Genomic DNA, 17,303 nt, shown 5'->3' on the forward strand with positions numbered 1-17,303 from the left:
ACGCCTTGGTAGATCGCGCCGTTGTTGGCCGTACCGTTCTGCCGGATCGTGGCCTGGTTGAGCAGCCCGGTTTGGTCGATCGTGGCGTCGTTATCATTGCCGGTCTGTACGAGTTTGGCGTTGTTGTCGGCATGTGCGCCAATAGCGACAGACAGCAGAGCGGCTGACGCAAGGAGATGCAAACTGCGCATAGCGTTACCTTTTGTTAGCGATGCTGGACGATCTGGACCTGCTGGCCGCTGCCGTACTGGGTAACACTGCTGCTCAAGCCATTGCCGAGCTGTTCGATGCTGGCAGTGTTTTCTGAGCCTATCTGAGCTATCGCGGCCTGGTTGTCGCTGCCGATCTGGCTGATGTCGGCCAGGTTGCCTTGGCCAATCTGCAGAATGGTTGCTATCTGGTTTTCGCCTTGCTGGAGGACGAAGGCCTGTTGGTCGCTGCCCTGTTGCACGATGTTCGCCAACTGAGCCGTGCCGGTCTGACTTACATCGGCCAGGTTGTCATTGCCAGTTTGCAGCACCCACGCGACTTGCATATCAGGCAGTTGCAAGGCGGCGACCGCCGGATTGGCGAGGCTCGATGAGCCTCCCGCAAGATCCCCGTTGTCCATTAGATCGGCCGCATACGCGGCCTGGCCGGCGAGCAGAGCAGCGGCAAGAAAACCGCGGCGGAATAGGGCTAGACGATCCATGCAGGCACCTCGAAGTTGTGCTCGGATTCTTATCTGCCGACGGGATGCTGAACATCCATCGAACGGTGCAAAACAAGCGCTACGTGATGAGCGGGGCGGATTAAGCCTCCGGTAGCTCACAGCTCGTCCCGGTCCATGTCGAAAGTGTCCTGGAGCAGGTTCTGCAGCTTGCTGCGGTTGACCTCTTCCAAGATCAACTGCGCAGCTTGGGTCGCGATATCTTCGATCTCCGCTACGTTGGGCTGCAGGAATCGCCGATACACGGTGAGTTGTCCGTACTCCACCCAGATCAGACTGCCCCAGCGCGCCGAAGGGCGCTCGCGCACTACCAGATCGGCGTCGAGGGCGCTGGCGTCCTGCAGTTGGAAGCTCAGGTAGCGGTGGAAGTCATGGCCGAAGCGGGTAATGGTGTTGTCGATGATCAGTCCATTCAGCTCGGCTTCGCCCTGCGCCTGGCTGAGCGGCTCTTCAGCCTGCACGGGCCCGAGCAGGCTCAGCAGCAACAGGCACAGCGTCAAGCGTGGCACGGCTCGGACCAATCCAGTCGGCCGCGCAGAAGAAAGGCCGCCTCGGCCCGGTTGGAGGCACCGATCTTACGCAACAGGTTGTGAATATGGCTCTTGATGGTGTGCGGGCTCAGGCACAGCTGTTCCGCGATCTCGGCGTTCGACAGACCTTTGCCAGCCAGGCTGAGAATTTCCCGCTCGCGCAGCGTCAGTGACGGCTTGCTGCCGGCGAGTTGGCGCATGCGCCGCCATTGGCTGAGGAGGCGCTCGGTCAGGACCCGAGGAAGCCAGTCGCCGCCATCCAGTAGCACCTGAATGCCGTCGAGTAGATGCTCGCGCGTGGCGTGGCTGTAGAACACGCCGCGGATGGCGGGATGTTTCTCGACCAACTGCTCGGCCTGTTCCGGCGCGATATTGACCAGCGCCACGGGCGTCTGCTGATCAAGCTGATCAAGCAGTGTGGACAGCTGCTCGGCCTGGCTGTTTCCCGCGTCGAGTAGATAGAGATCGGTGCTGCCCGGAACGATTTTCTCGAGCCGCTCCAGCGCCACTTCCAGCTGAGCCTGCTCTCCAAGAAAGTGCTTGAAGAACAATCCCAGTAGTTCATTACCGGTCAGCAGGGTGACGGTAGGCCGGTTACGTTCCAGGTGGGTGAAGTCCGCTTCGTCCATGTTCAATCCTTGGTCTGGGGTGCCGTTATGCTGCATAGAAAAGTTACTAAACGACCGGCCAGAAATGACGAAGTTCAGCGTTCACGTCGGGATTAGGCCGGCATCTGCACGCTTAGGATGACAACCCGACGGACGGTTGGAGAAGCCGCTCGGTGGGCTTAATGAACGATGGCGAGTCAATCGCCCATTCGATGGAGTCTGCATGGCTCCGTGGCAAGCATGGCCGCTATACGCATTACGTTGTGACAGTTGCTGCGCTGAGCGTGCGCTTTGCCTGTCTTGTTGCTGCCCGCGTAGGGCGCGCAAACGGCGATGAACGGTCGATGCCCCAGCATGGCGACCAATGGCTGAAGGGCTGCAAGGCTCGCGCTGCAAGGGTTTCAGCGCTTCTGAAAGAACCTGTCATGCGCTAGGGTGAAATTTATTTCCAGGGCCATTGCCGGAATATATGAACCCTTTGATACAGGAGAGCGATCATGCAAACGACCAAGCTCGCCGCGCTGACTCTGGCCGGTCTGATGTCTGCCTCTGCTTTTGCTGGCACGTCCGATAACGGCGCCATCCACGACAAGGACGGTTACGGCTCGAATAGCGCGATGGAAGGCGGCACCCATGACGGCAAAATGGGCAGCACTCATGACGACACCATGATGGATGGAAAAACCACCGACGACACCGACCGCACTGGTCTGACAACCGGTACTGGCACCTCTGTTGACGGTGAGCCAGCAGGGCCAGGTACTGAAACAGGCACCGGCGTCGGCAATACGACTGGCACGGGAAACAGTGCCACTGGCAACTGACATGCCGTTGCAACTATTGAAAGAGCCCCGGCGTCGGTCGGGGCTTTTTCTTGCGCAGTCACAGGCGCTCCGCCGTCGCGGCTGACCGCAGGGGCTGCCATTAGCCGGTAATCGGAGAAGGCCATGGCCATACGCATCTGGTTATTCGTTTCGATACTGATAACGACGCCGCTGGCAATTGCTGGCGGAACCGGACCAACGCACCCGGAAAAGGCCCGCGAGCACCCGCTGGACTCACGCGAGCCGCGCCAGGATGTGATCGAGAATGGCGATGACAGCCAAGCCCAGCCGCGACCTCCAACGCTGGAGGCGCCGCCTGAGGTGCCGCCAGTAACGCCTGTCGAGAGACCGTCGACACCGGCTCGGCCGGACTCGCCTTCGAACGAAAGCGGCGACCCAGCCTCAGCCAGCTAATCAAACGCTGCATACCCAATCAACTCAAGCGAAACGAAAACGGGAGGCCTGAGCCTCCCGTTCGGTACCGCCAGTGCAGTGCTTAGAACAGCACGCGGCTGCGGATCGTGCCATTAACGTGCTGAAGTTTTTCAAGCGCCAGGTCGGAGTATTCCTTGTCTACGTCGATTACTACATAGCCAACATCGTTGTTGGTCTGCAGGAACTGGCCGCAGATGTTGATGCCGTTGTCGGCGAACACCTTGTTGATCTCGCTCATCACGCCCGGAATGTTCCGGTGGATGTGCAGCAGGCGGTGCTTGCCCGGATGCGACGGCAGAGCGACTTCCGGGAAGTTGACCGAGGACACCGAGGTACCGTTGTCGCTGTACTTGACCAGCTTCTCGGCTACTTCCAGACCGATGTTGGCCTGCGCTTCGGCGGTCGAACCGCCGATGTGCGGAGTGAGTATCACGCGATCCAGGCCGCGCAGCGGGCTTTCGAACTCTTCGTCGTTGGATTTGGGCTCGACCGGGAATACGTCGATGGCAGCGCCGATCAGATGCTCGTCCTTGATCGCAGCGGCCAGGTGTTCCAGTTCGACCACGGTGCCACGGGCGGCGTTGATCAGGATGCCGCCCTTCTTCATGGCGCGGATTTCCTTCTCGCCAATCATCCACTGGGTCGATGGCAGCTCAGGAACGTGCAGGGAGACGATGTCGCACATGCCCAGCAGCTCATACAGCGAGCCGACCTGCGTGGCGTTACCCAGTGGCAGCTTGGTCACCACGTCGTAGAAGAACACCTGCATGCCGAGCGCTTCGGCAAGCACCGACAGCTGAGTGCCAATCGAGCCGTAGCCAATGATGCCGAGCTTCTTGCCGCGGATTTCGAAGGAGTTGGCCGCTGACTTGATCCAGCCACCGCGGTGGCAGGACGCGTTTTTCTCTGGGATGCCGCGCAGCAGCAGGATGGCCTGGGCCAGCACCAGTTCGGCGACCGAGCGGGTATTGGAATAAGGGGCGTTGAACACTGCGATACCGCGTTCACGAGCGGCGTTTAGGTTGACCTGGTTGGTACCAATGCAGAAGCAGCCGACGGCGATCAGCTTCTTGGCACACTCGAAAACCTCTTCGGTGAGCTGCGTGCGCGAGCGAATGCCAATGAAATGGGCGTCGGCGATCTTCTCCTTCAGCTCCGCATCGGTCAGCGCGGTCTTGAGGTACTCGATGTTTGAGTAGCCGGCGGCCTTGAGGGTGTCGACAGCGTTCTGGTGCACGCCTTCGAGGAGAAGGAACTTGATCTTGCTCTTGTCGAGAGAGGTCTGGCTCATCTGCATTAAAACCTTAAGGCCGAGGGATAGGACTGAAGTGTCCAGCGAAGGCTGGCCGACCCGCAATCAGAGGGTCGGAAGTCTGCCGAGGCACGTTTCAAAGGGGGCCCTATGCTAGCATATGCACCCCGCGAAACACCCTGTCGTGAGCTGAAGCGTACTCAGGGTGACCATGAATCGAATGAGAGTTCCCATGATGACCGACCCCGCCCTGATCGATGAGCTGAAGACCCTGGTCGAGCCTGGCAAGGTGCTGACCGATGCCGATTCGCTGAATACCTATGGCAAGGATTGGACCAAGCAATTCGCTCCGGCACCCTCGGCCATCGTGTTCCCGAAAAGCATCGAGCAGGTGCAGTCCATCGTGCGCTGGGCCAATGAGCGCGCGATCGCGCTGGTGCCGTCTGGTGGGCGCACCGGCCTCTCTGCTGCTGCCGTGGCGGCCAACGGTGAAGTCGTGGTCTCGTTCGATTACATGAATCAGATTCTCGAGTTCAACGGGATGGATCGCACTGCTGTCTGTCAGCCGGGCGTGGTCACCGCTCAGCTGCAGCAGTTCGCCGAAGACAAGGGGCTCTACTATCCGGTGGATTTTGCGTCGGCCGGCTCCAGCCAGATCGGCGGCAACATTGGCACCAATGCTGGCGGGATCAAGGTGATTCGCTACGGCATGACCCGTAATTGGGTGGCAGGGCTGAAGGTTGTCACCGGCAAGGGCGATCTGCTCGAGCTGAACAAGGACCTGATCAAGAACGCCACCGGCTATGACCTGCGCCAGCTGTTTATCGGCGCTGAGGGCACGCTGGGTTTCGTCGTCGAGGCAACAATGCGCCTGGAGCGCCAGCCGACCAACCTGACCGCGCTGGTGCTGGGCACGCCGGACTTCGACTCGATCATGCCGGTCCTGCACGCCTTCCAGGACAAGCTGGACCTGACCGCCTTCGAGTTCTTTTCGGACAAGGCGTTGGTCAAGGTGCTCGGCCGCGGCGACGTGCCGGCACCGTTCGAAACCGACTGCCCGTTCTACGCGCTGCTGGAGTTTGAAGCCACCACCGAAGAGCGCGCTGAGCAGGCGCTGGCGACGTTCGAGCATTGCGTCGAGCAGGGTTGGGTGCTCGACGGGGTTATGAGCCAGAGCGAGCAGCAGTTGCAAAATCTGTGGAAGCTTCGCGAGTACATCTCCGAAACCATCAGCCACTGGACGCCATACAAGAACGACATCTCCGTCACCATCGCCAAGGTGCCGGCCTTCCTCAAGGAAATCGACGCCATCGTCGGTGAGCACTACCCGGACTTCGAAATCGTCTGGTTCGGCCACATCGGTGACGGCAACTTGCACCTGAACATCCTCAAGCCGGATGGCATGGAGAAGGACGAGTTCTTCGGTAAGTGCGCCACCGTCAACAAGTGGGTGTTCGAAACTGTGCAGAAGTACAACGGTTCGATCTCCGCCGAGCACGGCGTGGGCATGACCAAGCGCGACTACCTCGAGTACAGTCGTTCGGAAGCCGAGATTGCCTACATGAAAGCGATCAAGGCGGCGTTCGACCCCAACGGCATCATGAACCCGGGCAAGATTTTCAGCCTGAAGCCTGAAGCCTGAAGCCTGAAGCCTGAAGCCTGAAGCCCGGCTTAGCCTTTGCTACCAGCTTGCCGCTCCCGTGAGGATTCGCAATGACCTACAAACACCAGTACACCGACGGCACCACCATCCACTACCCGCTGGGCAAGGTTGTCTGCATAGGCCGTAACTATGCCGAGCACGCCAAGGAACTGAACAACCCAGTGCCGACCGAGCCGCTGCTGTTCATCAAGGCAGGTAGTTGCACCGTGCCGCTGGAAGGTGGCTTCAGCATTCCCAGCGACCGTGGTGCCGTTCACTACGAAGCCGAAATTGCCGTGCTGATCGGCAAGCCGTTGTCGCGCAAGCCGAACGAAGAGGAGGTCCGCGATGCGATCTCCGGTTTCGCTCCGGCTCTCGATCTGACCTTGCGCGACGTGCAGGCCAAGCTGAAGGAAAAGGGTCATCCCTGGGAAATTGCCAAGAGCTTCGACGGCGCCTGTGTGCTGGCGCCGTTCGTGCCGGGCGATGCGGTGGACGACCTGACCGACATCAGCATCCGCCTGAGCATCAACGGTGAAGTGCGTCAGGACGGCAACAGCAACCAGATGCTCAATGCCATCCTGCCGCTGATGCAACACATCGCCGGGCATTTCAACCTGCAACCGGGCGACGTGGTACTGACCGGCACGCCGGTGGGTGTTGGCCCGCTAAGTCAGGGCGATGAGCTGGTGCTGGAGCTGGTCGGGTTGTCGCGCTTCGAGAGCCGAGTGCTTTAAGTTGAGTCTGGGCCGGGTGCGCCTGAGGTATCCGGCCTGCAGCGCTATATCCTCCCTGTGATGGTCATGCTGTAATCGCGTGCTCTCCCAGGGTTTGCCTACATGCCTGACGCCATCGCCCGACCAACCCGCCTACGCCTGTTTCTCTACATTTCGCTCGTTCTAACCATTGCAATGGCCTTGCTGGCCGGCTGGATGCTGCATTGGGACGACCAGCTGAAACTCTATTGGCAGGAGCGATCTGTCGATGCCAGCGGGCGCGCCGCGAGCATCTGGTTGCCAGACTATGAACTGGTCCTGCAGACCACTCTGTCCGGCCTCGGGGAGGACGAAACCTCCGGGCTGACTTGGAATGCAGAGACCGGGACGCTGTTTACCGTCACCGGGCAAAACCCGCAGCTCATAGAGTTTTCCCCTGGCGGTGTGGTGCTGCGACGCATCAGCCTGACCGGATTCTCTGATCCCGAAGCGGTCGAAGCCCTGGACAACGGGCGGCTCGGTATCGTTGATGAGCGGCGCCGGTTGGTTGCGGTGTTTCGGCTGGCGCCAGGGATGGAGAGTCTTGACCTTGATGATCTCGCCACCTATGACCTGGGTTTCGACGGCGCAGGCAACAAAGGCTTCGAAGGACTGGCCTGGAATCCGCGCACCAAACGTATGCTGTTGGCCAAGGAGCGCGATCCGCAGGGCCTGTTCGAACTACCCTTCCCTGGTGAAGACGGCGCCGCCGGGGCTCTTCAGTCGCTTCCCAAACAGCCGTTGCTGGTGCGCGATATCTCGTCGGTAGCCATCGACCCGCGTACGGGGCATACCCTGATGCTCTCTGATGAATCGCGTCTGCTGGTGGAGCTTGACTTGCAAGGCCGGCCGCGAAGCTTCATCAGGCTGCTCGGCGGAGTCAATGGCCTGGTAGAGGGTATCGACCAGGCTGAGGGGGTCGCCATGGACGGGCAGGGGAATATCTACGTCGTGGCCGAACCGAACCGTTTCTATGTGTTCAGTCGGCGACGCTGATGCTTGTGCGCCGCGCTGCGCCTCGTCTTTAAGTCAGTCAAGGCCCGAGCGCGAAGCTGTTCTGCGTGTTTTCGCAAGTGAGCCGGGTGACCGGCTGCCGTGTCGGCCAGCCGGCTGACCGATTGCTCAGGCGGCCGGGGCGGCGCTTTCGTCGTGCAGGACGGCTTCAGGTGCATGCCGGCGGACCGACTCACAGCCCTGCTCTGCGCTGTGCAGGCTGGCATACATCTGGCTTTGGCCGATGACCTGACCATTGCTTGCCTTGAGTACGAAGTAGTGCTTGCCGTTGCTGGAGTCCTTGATTTCGAATGCGCCTTCGCGCACAGCGTTCTTGCGTACCGAATCGATGCCGGTCAATGCCGAGGCATGGGCTTTGTACTGCTCACTGGACAATACGACCTGACCATTGCTGGCTGCCAGATTGAAATGAAATTGACCGTTGCTGGTTTTTTTCAGCTGGAACTTGCCGGACATGACGACACCCTCCTGTTGGTGGTCTGCTAGCTGGTTTCTGCACAAACAAGCGTAGCTGCAACCGAAGAGTTTCACCGTTTCGTTTCAGCGTTTCAGCGTTTCAGCGTCTCTACGCCATCCTTGGTGCCCAGCAGCAGGACATCGGCCGGGCGCGCGGCGAACAGGCCGTTGGTGACCACACCGACGATGTTGTTGATCTGCGCTTCGACATCCGGGGCGAAGCCGATCATGAGGTTGTGCACGTCAAGAATGACGTTGCCATTATCGGTCACCACGCCGTCACGGTAGACGGGGTCGCCGCCCAGCTTGACCAGCTCGCGTGCGACGTGACTGCGAGCCATCGGGATGACTTCGACCGGCAGGGGAAACTCACCGAGGCGCTCGACCAGTTTGCTGCCATCGGCGATGCAGATGAAGGTGCGAGCCACTGCAGCGACGATCTTTTCGCGGGTCAGGGCTGCGCCGCCGCCCTTGATCAGCTCTAGATGGCTGTTGGTTTCGTCGGCACCGTCGACGTAGAACTCCAGGTCCGATACCGAGTTGAGGTCGTAAACCGGAATGCCGTGGCCTTTCAGACGCTCCGCGGTGGCATCGGAACTAGCCACGGCGCCGTCGAAGAAGCCCTTGTGTTTGGCCAACAGATCGATGAAGAAATTAGCGGTGGAGCCGGTGCCAACGCCGACGATGCTGCGGTCGGTAAGCTGCGGCACGATGAGGTCGACAGCGGCCTGGGCGACGGCCTGCTTGAGTTGATCCTGGTTCATGGCGTGAAGGTCCGGGCGGTGAGTGAGTCGTGGGGCGAGAGTATAGCGGCGGCTCATCAGTGGGTCTTGCCTGCTGCGGCTGTACTGCTGTTTTGTGTGCCGATTGCCGGTGGCCGCGGCGTTTTTCGCGGAGTAGACTCGTCTGCCCCGCAATGCCCGCCAAGATAGCTCACGATGCTCGAACAGTACGTCAAGAAGATCCTCACCTCGCGCGTTTATGACGTTGCGGTGGAAACCCCGTTGCAGCCTGCCCGCCAGCTTTCCGAGCGGCTGGGTAACCAGATTTTGCTGAAGCGCGAAGATCTGCAGCCGGTGTTCTCCTTCAAGATTCGCGGCGCCTATAACAAGCTGGCACAGCTGTCACCTGAGGAGCTTGCGCGCGGCGTGGTGACTGCGTCTGCCGGCAACCATGCCCAGGGCCTGGCCCTGGCGGCCCGTGAGCTGGGTATCAAGGCAACCATCGTGATGCCGCGCACCACGCCGGAACTGAAGGTGCAGGGCGTACGTGCACGCGGCGGCAAAGTGGTGCTACACGGGGATGCCTTTCCCGAGGCGCTGGCCTACTCGCTGAAGCTGGTCGAGGAAAAGGGCTACGTCTATATCCACCCCTACGACGACCCGCACGTGATTGCCGGACAAGGCACCGTGGCGATGGAAATCCTGCGCCAGCATCAGGGCCAGCTTGATGCGGTTTTCGTGCCGGTGGGTGGGGGAGGTTTGATTGCAGGTGTCGCCGCGTACATCAAATACCTCAAGCCAGATATCAAGGTCATCGGCGTCGAGCCCGACGATTCCAACTGCCTGCAGCAGGCGATGGCTGCGGGCGAGCGCGTGGTGCTGCCACAGGTGGGGCTGTTTGCCGATGGGGTGGCGGTGGCGCAGATCGGTCAGCACACCTTCGATATCTGTCAGCACTATGTCGATGAGGTGATCACGGTCAGCACCGATGAGATCTGTGCGGCGATCAAGGACATCTACGACGACACCCGTTCGATCACCGAGCCTGCAGGCGCCCTGGCCGTGGCTGGAATCAAGCGCTATGTGGAGCGTGAAGGCATCGAAAACCAAGTGCTGGTCGGCATCGATTCCGGCGCCAACGTGAACTTCGATCGCCTGCGTCATGTGGCTGAGCGTGCTGAGCTTGGGGAGAAGCGCGAGGCGATCATCGCGGTGACCATTCCCGAGGAGCCTGGCAGCTTCAAGGCCTTCTGCGAGGCCATCGGCAAGCGCCAGATCACCGAATTCAATTATCGCTACCACGAAGACCGTGAGGCGCACATCTTTGTGGGTGTGCAGACCCATCCGGAAAACGATCCGCGGACGGCACTGGTGGACGGGCTGCGGGCGAAGGGTTTCCCCGTGCTTGATCTGACTGACAACGAGCTGGCCAAGCTGCACACCCGGCACATGGTCGGTGGGCACGCGTCCGGCGTCAGTGACGAAGTGGTCTATCGGTTCGAATTCCCGGAGCGTCCGGGTGCGCTGTTCAACTTCCTCAACAATCTCGGCGGGCGCTGGAATATTTCGATGTTCCACTACCGCAATCACGGCGCGGCTGACGGGCGGGTGGTTGCCGGCCTGCAGGTACCTGCCGAAGACCGTTACCTGTTGCCGGCCGCGCTGGACAAGATCGGCTATCGCTACTGGGACGAAACAGACAATCCGGCTTACCAACTTTTTCTTGGCTGACCAGCCGTACCGCGGGGATCGATGGAACATTATCAACTGCTGAACATGACCCACGCCGCGCTGGCGATTCTCCTCACGCTGGGGCTGATTGCCCACATCATCATGTTGTGGAAAGCCTGGCGGCGGGCCGATCCTGTGGTGCTACAGAACAAGCTGCGCCGCACCCGGTTGATGTCGCTGCCATTGCTGGCGGTGTTTGCGTTGTTGCTTCCGGTCACCGGCTGGTGGCTGGCGCATCTGGCCGGCTTGCCGCTCGGCCAGTTGTGGTTGCTGGCCAGCTCGGTGCTGTTCCTGGTTCTGGTGCCACTGGGGTTGCTGCTCGGCGGCCGCCTGCGTGCCTGGCAAGCGCTGGGCGATACCCCGGCGCCAGCAGCATTGCCACGTTTCGCACTGGTGTATGCCGGTCTGATCCTGCTGATTCTGGTCGCCATCATGGGTTTGATGGGCGCCAAGCCGGTCTAGCGCTGAGGTCAGCGCAGGCTGATGATGCGCCAGCCGCGTTGCTCGGCAATGCCTCTCAAAGTGGGGTCCGGATCGACCGCAACTGGATGGCTGACCCGCTCCAGTAACGGCAGATCGTTGCGCGAATCGCTGTAGAAATAACTGTCGTCCAGGCTCTGATCGTTCTCCATGAGCCAGCGCTCGATGCGCGTCACCTTGCCCTCCTGGAAACAGGGCACATCGGTCAGGCGACCGGTGTAGCGTCCCTCTTGCATCTCGCACTCGGTAGCCAGCAGCGTATCGACCCCCAGGCGCTTGGCGATTGGCCCGGTGATGAAGCGGTTGGTCGCGGTGATGATCACCACGCGATCGCCGGCTTCGTGATGCTGGCGGACCAATGCCTCACCTTTGGCCAGCACGATGGGTTCAATGTGGTCGCGCATGAACTCGGCGTGCCACTGCTGCAGCTGCGGCATCTCGCTGCGGCCCAGCAGTTCCTGGCAGAAGTTCTGATACTCCAGAACATCCAGCGAACCGGCCAGGTAGTCCTGATAGAAGGCGTCGTTACGAGCGCGATAGGCCTCGGCGTCGACCAGCTCGCGTTGGCAGAGAAATTCGCCCCAGGCGTGGTCGCTGTCACCGGCCAGAAGGGTGTTATCAAGATCGAAAAGAGCCAGGCGCACGCTGCGTTCCTCGGGGGTTAAAGGGGGTGAAGCATAGCGGGATCGCTCGATAGATGGCAGTCGGTGAGCGCTCGGATCGAGGATCGGAGCCGGTTGATCAATGGCCCCCATGCGCACTTTCTGCTTTTCACGTTTTTGTGGAACAATGCCGCGACATGCGTTTGCGAGGTTGTATGCCGTGATCGACTCCGATGGTTTTCGCCCCAATGTCGGCATCATCCTGACCAATGATGTCGGACAGGTGCTGTGGGCGCGGCGGATTAATCAGGATGCCTGGCAATTTCCGCAAGGCGGAATCAATCCGCGTGAGACGCCGGAGGAGGCGCTCTTTCGCGAGCTGAACGAAGAGGTCGGCCTGGAAGAGCAGGACGTCCAGATTCTCGCCTGCACCCGTGGCTGGCTGCGCTATCGCTTGCCGCAGCGCCTGGTGCGCACTCATAGTCAGCCGCTGTGTATCGGTCAAAAGCAGAAATGGTTCCTGCTGCGCCTTACCGGTGCCGAAGACCGCGTCCGTATGGATCTGACCGGCAAGCCCGAGTTCGACGGCTGGCGCTGGGTCAGTTACTGGTATCCGCTGGGCCAGGTGGTCACCTTCAAGCGCGAGGTTTACCGTCGCGCCTTAAAAGAACTCGCCCCGCGCCTCTTGGCGCGGGACTGACGGGAGAAAGCCCCTGAGCATGCTCGGCACGCTGCGCAAGATTGTCCAGGAAGTCAATGCCGCCAAGGACCTCACGGCGGCGTTGGGGATCATCGTGCTGAGGGTTCGGGAGGCCATGGCCAGCCAGGTCTGCTCGGTCTACCTGCTTGATCCCGATTCCGGGCGCTTCGTGCTCATGGCCACCGAAGGCTTGAACAAGAAGGCCATCGGCAAAGTCAGCATGGCTCCAAACGAGGGGCTGGTCGGCTTGGTCGGCACCCGTGAGGAGCCGCTCAATCTCGAACACGCCTCCGAGCACCCTCGCTATCGCTACTTTGCCGAGACCGGTGAAGAACGCTACGCCTCTTTTCTCGGCGCACCGATTATTCACCACCGACGGGTGATGGGCGTACTGGTCATTCAGCAAAAAGAGCAGCGCCTGTTCGACGAGGGCGAGGAAGCCTTCCTCGTCACCATGAGCGCGCAGCTCGCCGGGGTCATCGCCCACGCTGAGGCAACCGGTTCGATCCGCGGCCTTGGTCGGCAGGGTAAAGGCATTCAGGAAACCCGTTTCATCGGTATTCCCGGTGCGCCCGGCGCTGCCGTGGGCACCGCGGTCGTCGTCCTGCCACCTGCTGATCTGGACGTGGTACCCGACAAGGCGATCGATAACATACCAGCCGAACTCGAGCTGTTCGAAGCAGCCCTCGCGGCTGTACGCGCCGACATGCGCGCTTTATCCGATAAGCTTGCCACGCAGATGCGCAAGGAAGAGCGCGCGCTGTTCGACGTCTACCTGATGATGCTCGATGACTCAGCGCTCGGCGGCGAGGTGTCCAAGGTCATTCGCACCGGCCAGTGGGCCCAGGGCGCATTGCGCCAGGTCGTCAGCGACCACGTTGGCCGCTTCGAGATGATGGACGATGCCTACCTGCGCGAGCGTGCCTCGGACGTCAAGGACATTGGCCGGCGTCTGCTCAGCTACCTGCAGCAGGCCCGCCAGCAGACCCTGACCTATCCGGACAAAACCATCCTGGTCAGCGAAGAGCTGTCCCCGGCGATGCTCGGTGAAGTGCCCGAAGGCAAGCTGATGGGCATGGTGTCCGTGCTCGGTTCAAGCAACTCGCACGTGGCGATTCTTGCCCGTGCCATGGGCATTCCGACGGTCATGGGCGCGGTCGATCTGCCTTACTCGAAGGTCGATGGCATCGAGCTGATCATCGACGGTACCCGTGGCGAGATCATCACCAACCCCGCCAAGGTGCTGCGCGAGCAATACCTGGTTCTGGCCGAGCAGGAGCGGCAGCTGTCCGAAGGCCTCGACGTGCTGCGCGAGCTGCCGTGCGAAACGACGGACGGCATTCGCATCCCGTTGTGGGTCAACACTGGCCTGCTTGCCGATGTGGTGCGTGCACAAGAGCGCGGTGCCGAAGGCGTCGGCCTGTACCGTACCGAAGTGCCCTTCATGATCAAGGAGCGCTTCCCCAGCGAGAAGGAGCAGATGGCGATCTACCGCGAGCAGCTGCAGGCGTTTCATCCGCTACCGGTGACCATGCGCAGCCTCGACATCGGTGGTGACAAGAGCCTGCCGTATTTTCCGATCAAGGAAGAGAACCCCTTTCTTGGCTGGCGCGGCATCCGCGTCACCCTCGATCATCCCGAGATATTCCTGCTGCAGACCCGCGCCATGCTCAAGGCCAGCGCCGGGCTGAACAACCTGCGCATCCTGCTGCCGATGATTTCCGGCACACGCGAGCTGGAAGAGGCGCTGCACCTGATCCACCGCGCCTGGGGCGAGGTGCGTGATGAGGGTACCGATGTCGAGATGCCGCCAGTGGGGGTGATGATCGAGGTGCCTGCGGCTGTCTACCTGACCCGCGAACTGGCGCGTCAGGTGGATTTCATCTCGGTGGGCTCCAATGATCTGACGCAGTATCTGCTGGCCGTGGATCGCAACAACCCGCGCGTTGCCGATCTCTATGATTACCTGCATCCCGCTGTGCTCGAAGCGCTGCAGCGGGTCGTTCGAGAGGCGCACGACGAAGGCAAGCCGGTGAGCATTTGCGGTGAGATGGCCGGCGATCCGGGCGCAGCCATCCTGTTGCTGGCGATGGGCTTCGACAGTCTGTCGATGAACGCTACGAACCTGCCAAAGGTGAAGTGGATGCTGCGTCAGATCAGTTCGGTCACCGCGCGTGAGCTGTTGGCCAAGGTAATGAAGATGGACAGCCCGCAGGTCATCCACGCCACAGTGCAGCTGACGCTACGCAATCTGGGGCTGGACCGCATGATTAATCCGTCTGCTGCAATCTAGCTCGGCCCTTTCGGGTTGGTTGCCGTAGACGGCAGGTTTATCTCCGTTTCACCGATCGCACCATTCGGGCCGAAGCGGCGCTCGGTCATGGTCGTGGACCCGTCCGCGCGGCGCATCAGTAGCGTGATGGCGCGAGTGCCATAGCTGGTACTGGCAATGAACGCGCTCGACAGCAGCTTCTCCATCTCATACGAGATTCCTGTAGCGGGCAGTTCGTCATCCGCAGCGGGCTGTGAATCGCTCATGATCTCCAGCAACTGGTCGCGCTCCGGCGCACCGATACAGGCCTGCAGGGCGGCGCGGGTACTCAGCAGCTTTGGCCATGGCGTGTCCAGGGCTGCGTTGGAAAGGCCGTAAACGCCCGGCGAAAGAGGGCGAGGCGTCCCTTCCTCGGAGTTGAGAAACCAGAGCTCAGTGAGATTCCCGACCAGCAGATTGAAGCCGGAAAACTGATCGAGACTATGGGACAGTTCATCCAGATAGGATGCGGGGGCGTGCGCGCCACGGAGGAAGCGTTCGGGCAGTTCACCCCGCGAGCGTTCGCCGACAGGGGAGCCGGGCGCGCGAATATTGGTCAGCGCAGCGAAGCGCCCATCCGTTGTCACACCCAACCAGGTGCCGCCGGCCTGCAGGTCGCGACCGGCTACGACCTGTGGCGCGTCATCCCAGTGCGCCAGCGGCAGGCTGGGGCGTGCATGAAACTCGTCACGGTTGGCCGCGACAATCAACGGCAATGCATGGCCGGGGCGCCAGGCGAATACGATCAAACACATAGGAAACCAGAAAAAACGCTGAAGGCTGGAGGCTAGACGAAAAAGCCGCCGATATGCCAGCCCGGCGCGGCGGCGGCTCGGGATGGCGCGTTTGTGGAGCCTCCAGCCGTCAGCCTCAGGCCGGTTTTTTGAGCTAACATGCCGCTTTGTTTTTCAGGGTGCTCCGATGGAATTCGCGCTTTATCTGCTTCTCGGCGGATTCGCTGGTGTTCTGGCGGGGCTGTTCGGCGTTGGCGGTGGCATGATCATCGTTCCGGTGCTGGTGTTCAGCTTTACAGCGCAGGGATTCGACCCACAGATTCTTACCCATCTGGCCGTCGGCACCTCCCTGGCGACCATTGTCTTTACCTCGCTGAATTCGATCCTGGCGCACCATCGCAGAAGGGCTGTGCAGTGGCCCATAGTGCTCTGGATGACGCTCGGAATTCTGCTCGGCGCAGCGCTGGGAAGCCTGACCGCAGCGCAGATCCAGGGACCTATGCTGCAAAAGATCATCGGTGTGTTCGCCATCGCCATGGCCGTGCAGATGAACTTTTCCCTGCAGCCCAAGGCCAGTGCCGGCGTACCGGGCAGACCTATCCTGACAGTTGCAGGGGCAGTGATCGGTTGGGCGTCAGCCATTTTTGGAATCGGCGGTGGCTCGTTGACCGTCCCTTTTCTCAGCTGGCGCAGCGTACCCATACAGCAGGCGGTGGGCACCTCCGCAGCGTGCGGCTTGCCGATTGCCATCGCCGGTGCCTTGAGCTTCACCGTTGTTGGCTGGCAGGATGCGCAGCTGCCTGAGTGGAGCCTCGGTTACGTTTACCTGCCTGCGCTGGTGGGTGTCGCCATTACCAGCATGTTCTTTGCCCGTATCGGTGCCAGTCTGGCGCACCGATTATCCGCTTCGATGCTGCGGCGCTTGTTCGCGCTGCTGCTGCTGAGCGTGGGTATCAACTTCTTGATCTGAGGAAACCCCGGATGCTGCCTTATCCGCAGATAGACCCTGTTGCCGTGTCGCTGGGCCCGCTGCAAATCCACTGGTACGGCCTGATGTACCTGATCGGGATTGGCGGAGCCTGGTTGCTGGCCTCCCGTCGGTTGCACCGCTTCGATCCCACCTGGGACAAGGACAAGCTTTCCGATCTGGTGTTCTGGGTGGCCATGGGCGTGATCGTTGGTGGAAGGCTGGGCTACGTGTTGTTCTATGACCTAGCTTCCTACCTCAACGATCCGACGCTGATCTTCCAGGTGTGGAAGGGTGGCATGTCGTTTCATGGCGGCCTGCTTGGCGTGCTGCTGTGTACCTGGATATTCGCCCGGCGCAACGGCAAGAAGTTCTTCGAGCTGATGGATTTCATCGCGCCCTTCGTGCCCATCGGACTGGGTGCCGGGCGCATCGGCAACTTCATCAACGCCGAGCTCTGGGGCAAAGCGACCGATGTGCCCTGGGCCATGGTGTTCCCGACCGATCCGCAGCAGCTGGCGCGGCACCCATCGCAGCTTTACCAGTTCGCCCTCGAAGGCGTGGCCCTGTTCGTCATTCTCTGGCTCTATTCGAGCAAGCCGCGGCCGACCATGGCCGTCTCCGGTCTGTTCGCCGTGTGCTACGGCATCTTCCGCTTCATTGTCGAGTTCGTGCGTGTGCCGGACGCCCAGCTCGGCTACCTGGCGTTTGGCTGGCTGACCATGGGCCAAGTCCTGTGCGTCCCGATGATCCTGATCGGTCTCGGCATGATTGCATGGGGCTACCGTCACGAGCCGGTAAAGGCAGCCGCCTGATCGCACACCGTCGGGC

The 17,303-nt window shown here is 61.0% G+C and carries 20 protein-coding genes; 12 read left to right on the top strand and 8 right to left on the bottom strand.

Annotated elements, in window-relative coordinates:
• The first annotated feature begins 5 nt into the window (after positions 1-5).
• Complete coding sequence (locus tag BUE09_RS20290; RefSeq protein WP_159438403.1) at positions 6-167, top strand: hypothetical protein; 162 nt, start codon at positions 6-8, stop codon at positions 165-167.
• A gap of 38 nt (positions 168-205) precedes the next feature.
• On the opposite strand, the gene BUE09_RS17030 is transcribed toward BUE09_RS20290, so the two are convergent.
• From BUE09_RS17030 to BUE09_RS17040, 3 genes are all read right to left on the bottom strand, one after another.
• Positions 206-691, bottom strand: coding sequence for a curli production assembly protein CsgB (locus BUE09_RS17030; RefSeq protein ID WP_073302729.1), 486 nt, complete (start codon positions 689-691; stop codon positions 206-208).
• A 116-nt stretch (positions 692-807) separates the two neighbouring features.
• A complete protein-coding gene (locus BUE09_RS17035) occupies positions 808-1,218 on the bottom strand; it encodes a CsgE family curli-type amyloid fiber assembly protein (RefSeq protein WP_073302731.1) in 411 nt (136 codons plus the stop codon).
• Positions 1,206-1,790: a helix-turn-helix transcriptional regulator gene (locus BUE09_RS17040; protein WP_029404800.1), complete on the bottom strand. Its 585-nt coding sequence runs from the start codon at positions 1,788-1,790 to the stop codon at positions 1,206-1,208. Before BUE09_RS17040 ends, BUE09_RS17035 begins: the two co-directional genes overlap by 13 nt.
• 554 nt (positions 1,791-2,344) lie before the next feature.
• Between BUE09_RS17040 and BUE09_RS17050 the strand changes: the two genes are divergently transcribed.
• The gene (locus BUE09_RS17050) at positions 2,345-2,671 is read left to right on the top strand and encodes a hypothetical protein (RefSeq protein ID WP_073302735.1); all 327 of its coding nucleotides are present in this window, start codon (positions 2,345-2,347) and stop codon (positions 2,669-2,671) included.
• Positions 2,672-2,794: 123 nt separating this feature from the next.
• The gene (locus BUE09_RS17055) at positions 2,795-3,085 is read left to right on the top strand and encodes a hypothetical protein (protein WP_073302737.1); all 291 of its coding nucleotides are present in this window, start codon (positions 2,795-2,797) and stop codon (positions 3,083-3,085) included.
• An 82-nt stretch (positions 3,086-3,167) separates the two neighbouring features.
• Here BUE09_RS17055 and serA read toward each other — a convergent pair whose 3' ends face one another.
• Positions 3,168-4,397, bottom strand: a complete 1,230-nt coding sequence (gene serA / locus BUE09_RS17060; RefSeq protein ID WP_073303145.1) for a phosphoglycerate dehydrogenase — start codon at positions 4,395-4,397, stop codon at positions 3,168-3,170.
• A gap of 196 nt (positions 4,398-4,593) precedes the next feature.
• Here serA and BUE09_RS17065 point away from each other — a divergent pair, with 196 nt between their 5' ends.
• The 3 genes from BUE09_RS17065 to BUE09_RS17075 all read left to right on the top strand — a co-directional run bounded on the left by BUE09_RS17065 (position 4,594) and on the right by BUE09_RS17075 (position 7,751).
• Positions 4,594-6,000, top strand: coding sequence for an FAD-binding oxidoreductase (locus BUE09_RS17065; RefSeq protein WP_073303147.1), 1,407 nt, complete (start codon positions 4,594-4,596; stop codon positions 5,998-6,000).
• Between the two features lie 71 nt (positions 6,001-6,071).
• On the top strand, positions 6,072-6,737 hold the full coding sequence (locus BUE09_RS17070) for a fumarylacetoacetate hydrolase family protein (protein ID WP_073302739.1): 666 nt from the start codon (positions 6,072-6,074) through the stop codon (positions 6,735-6,737).
• 102 nt (positions 6,738-6,839) lie between these two features.
• Positions 6,840-7,751 (top strand): SdiA-regulated domain-containing protein, encoded by a 912-nt coding sequence (locus BUE09_RS17075; protein ID WP_073302741.1) that lies wholly within the window; start codon positions 6,840-6,842, stop codon positions 7,749-7,751.
• A gap of 126 nt (positions 7,752-7,877) precedes the next feature.
• Here BUE09_RS17075 and BUE09_RS17080 read toward each other — a convergent pair whose 3' ends face one another.
• Together BUE09_RS17080 and rpiA are read right to left on the bottom strand one after the other, a co-directional pair.
• Positions 7,878-8,225 (bottom strand): YegP family protein, encoded by a 348-nt coding sequence (locus BUE09_RS17080; protein ID WP_073302744.1) that lies wholly within the window; start codon positions 8,223-8,225, stop codon positions 7,878-7,880.
• Positions 8,226-8,317: 92 nt separating this feature from the next.
• Entirely contained in the window at positions 8,318-8,989 is a 672-nt protein-coding gene (rpiA, locus tag BUE09_RS17085; protein WP_073302746.1) for a ribose-5-phosphate isomerase RpiA, read from the bottom strand.
• 174 nt (positions 8,990-9,163) lie between these two features.
• On the opposite strand from rpiA, the gene ilvA reads away from it, so the two are divergent.
• On the top strand, positions 9,164-10,678 hold the full coding sequence (gene ilvA, locus BUE09_RS17090; RefSeq protein ID WP_073302748.1) for a threonine ammonia-lyase, biosynthetic: 1,515 nt from the start codon (positions 9,164-9,166) through the stop codon (positions 10,676-10,678).
• A 21-nt stretch (positions 10,679-10,699) separates the two neighbouring features.
• Positions 10,700-11,140, top strand: coding sequence for a DUF2269 family protein (locus tag BUE09_RS17095; RefSeq protein WP_073302750.1), 441 nt, complete (start codon positions 10,700-10,702; stop codon positions 11,138-11,140).
• Positions 11,141-11,148: 8 nt separating this feature from the next.
• On the opposite strand, the gene BUE09_RS17100 is transcribed toward BUE09_RS17095, so the two are convergent.
• Complete coding sequence (locus BUE09_RS17100; RefSeq protein ID WP_073302752.1) at positions 11,149-11,802, bottom strand: histidinol-phosphatase; 654 nt, start codon at positions 11,800-11,802, stop codon at positions 11,149-11,151.
• A gap of 178 nt (positions 11,803-11,980) precedes the next feature.
• Here BUE09_RS17100 and BUE09_RS17105 point away from each other — a divergent pair, with 178 nt between their 5' ends.
• Together BUE09_RS17105 and ptsP are read left to right on the top strand one after the other, a co-directional pair.
• The gene (locus tag BUE09_RS17105; protein WP_073303149.1) at positions 11,981-12,460 is read left to right on the top strand and encodes an RNA pyrophosphohydrolase; all 480 of its coding nucleotides are present in this window, start codon (positions 11,981-11,983) and stop codon (positions 12,458-12,460) included.
• 19 nt (positions 12,461-12,479) lie between these two features.
• The gene (ptsP, locus tag BUE09_RS17110; protein ID WP_073302754.1) at positions 12,480-14,753 is read left to right on the top strand and encodes a phosphoenolpyruvate--protein phosphotransferase; all 2,274 of its coding nucleotides are present in this window, start codon (positions 12,480-12,482) and stop codon (positions 14,751-14,753) included.
• Here the strand turns inward: ptsP and BUE09_RS17115 are convergent.
• On the bottom strand, positions 14,750-15,526 hold the full coding sequence (locus tag BUE09_RS17115) for an NRDE family protein (RefSeq protein WP_073302756.1): 777 nt from the start codon (positions 15,524-15,526) through the stop codon (positions 14,750-14,752). The two genes, ptsP and BUE09_RS17115, sit on opposite strands and share 4 nt — an antisense overlap.
• A gap of 166 nt (positions 15,527-15,692) precedes the next feature.
• Between BUE09_RS17115 and BUE09_RS17120 the strand changes: the two genes are divergently transcribed.
• Positions 15,693-16,475, top strand: coding sequence for a sulfite exporter TauE/SafE family protein (locus BUE09_RS17120; RefSeq protein WP_073302758.1), 783 nt, complete (start codon positions 15,693-15,695; stop codon positions 16,473-16,475).
• An 11-nt stretch (positions 16,476-16,486) separates the two neighbouring features.
• Positions 16,487-17,287 (top strand): prolipoprotein diacylglyceryl transferase, encoded by an 801-nt coding sequence (gene lgt / locus BUE09_RS17125; RefSeq protein ID WP_073302760.1) that lies wholly within the window; start codon positions 16,487-16,489, stop codon positions 17,285-17,287.
• The last annotated feature ends 16 nt before the right edge of the window (positions 17,288-17,303 follow it).

The organism is Stutzerimonas xanthomarina DSM 18231 (genome assembly GCF_900129835.1).
Classification (GTDB): domain Bacteria; phylum Pseudomonadota; class Gammaproteobacteria; order Pseudomonadales; family Pseudomonadaceae; genus Stutzerimonas; species Stutzerimonas xanthomarina.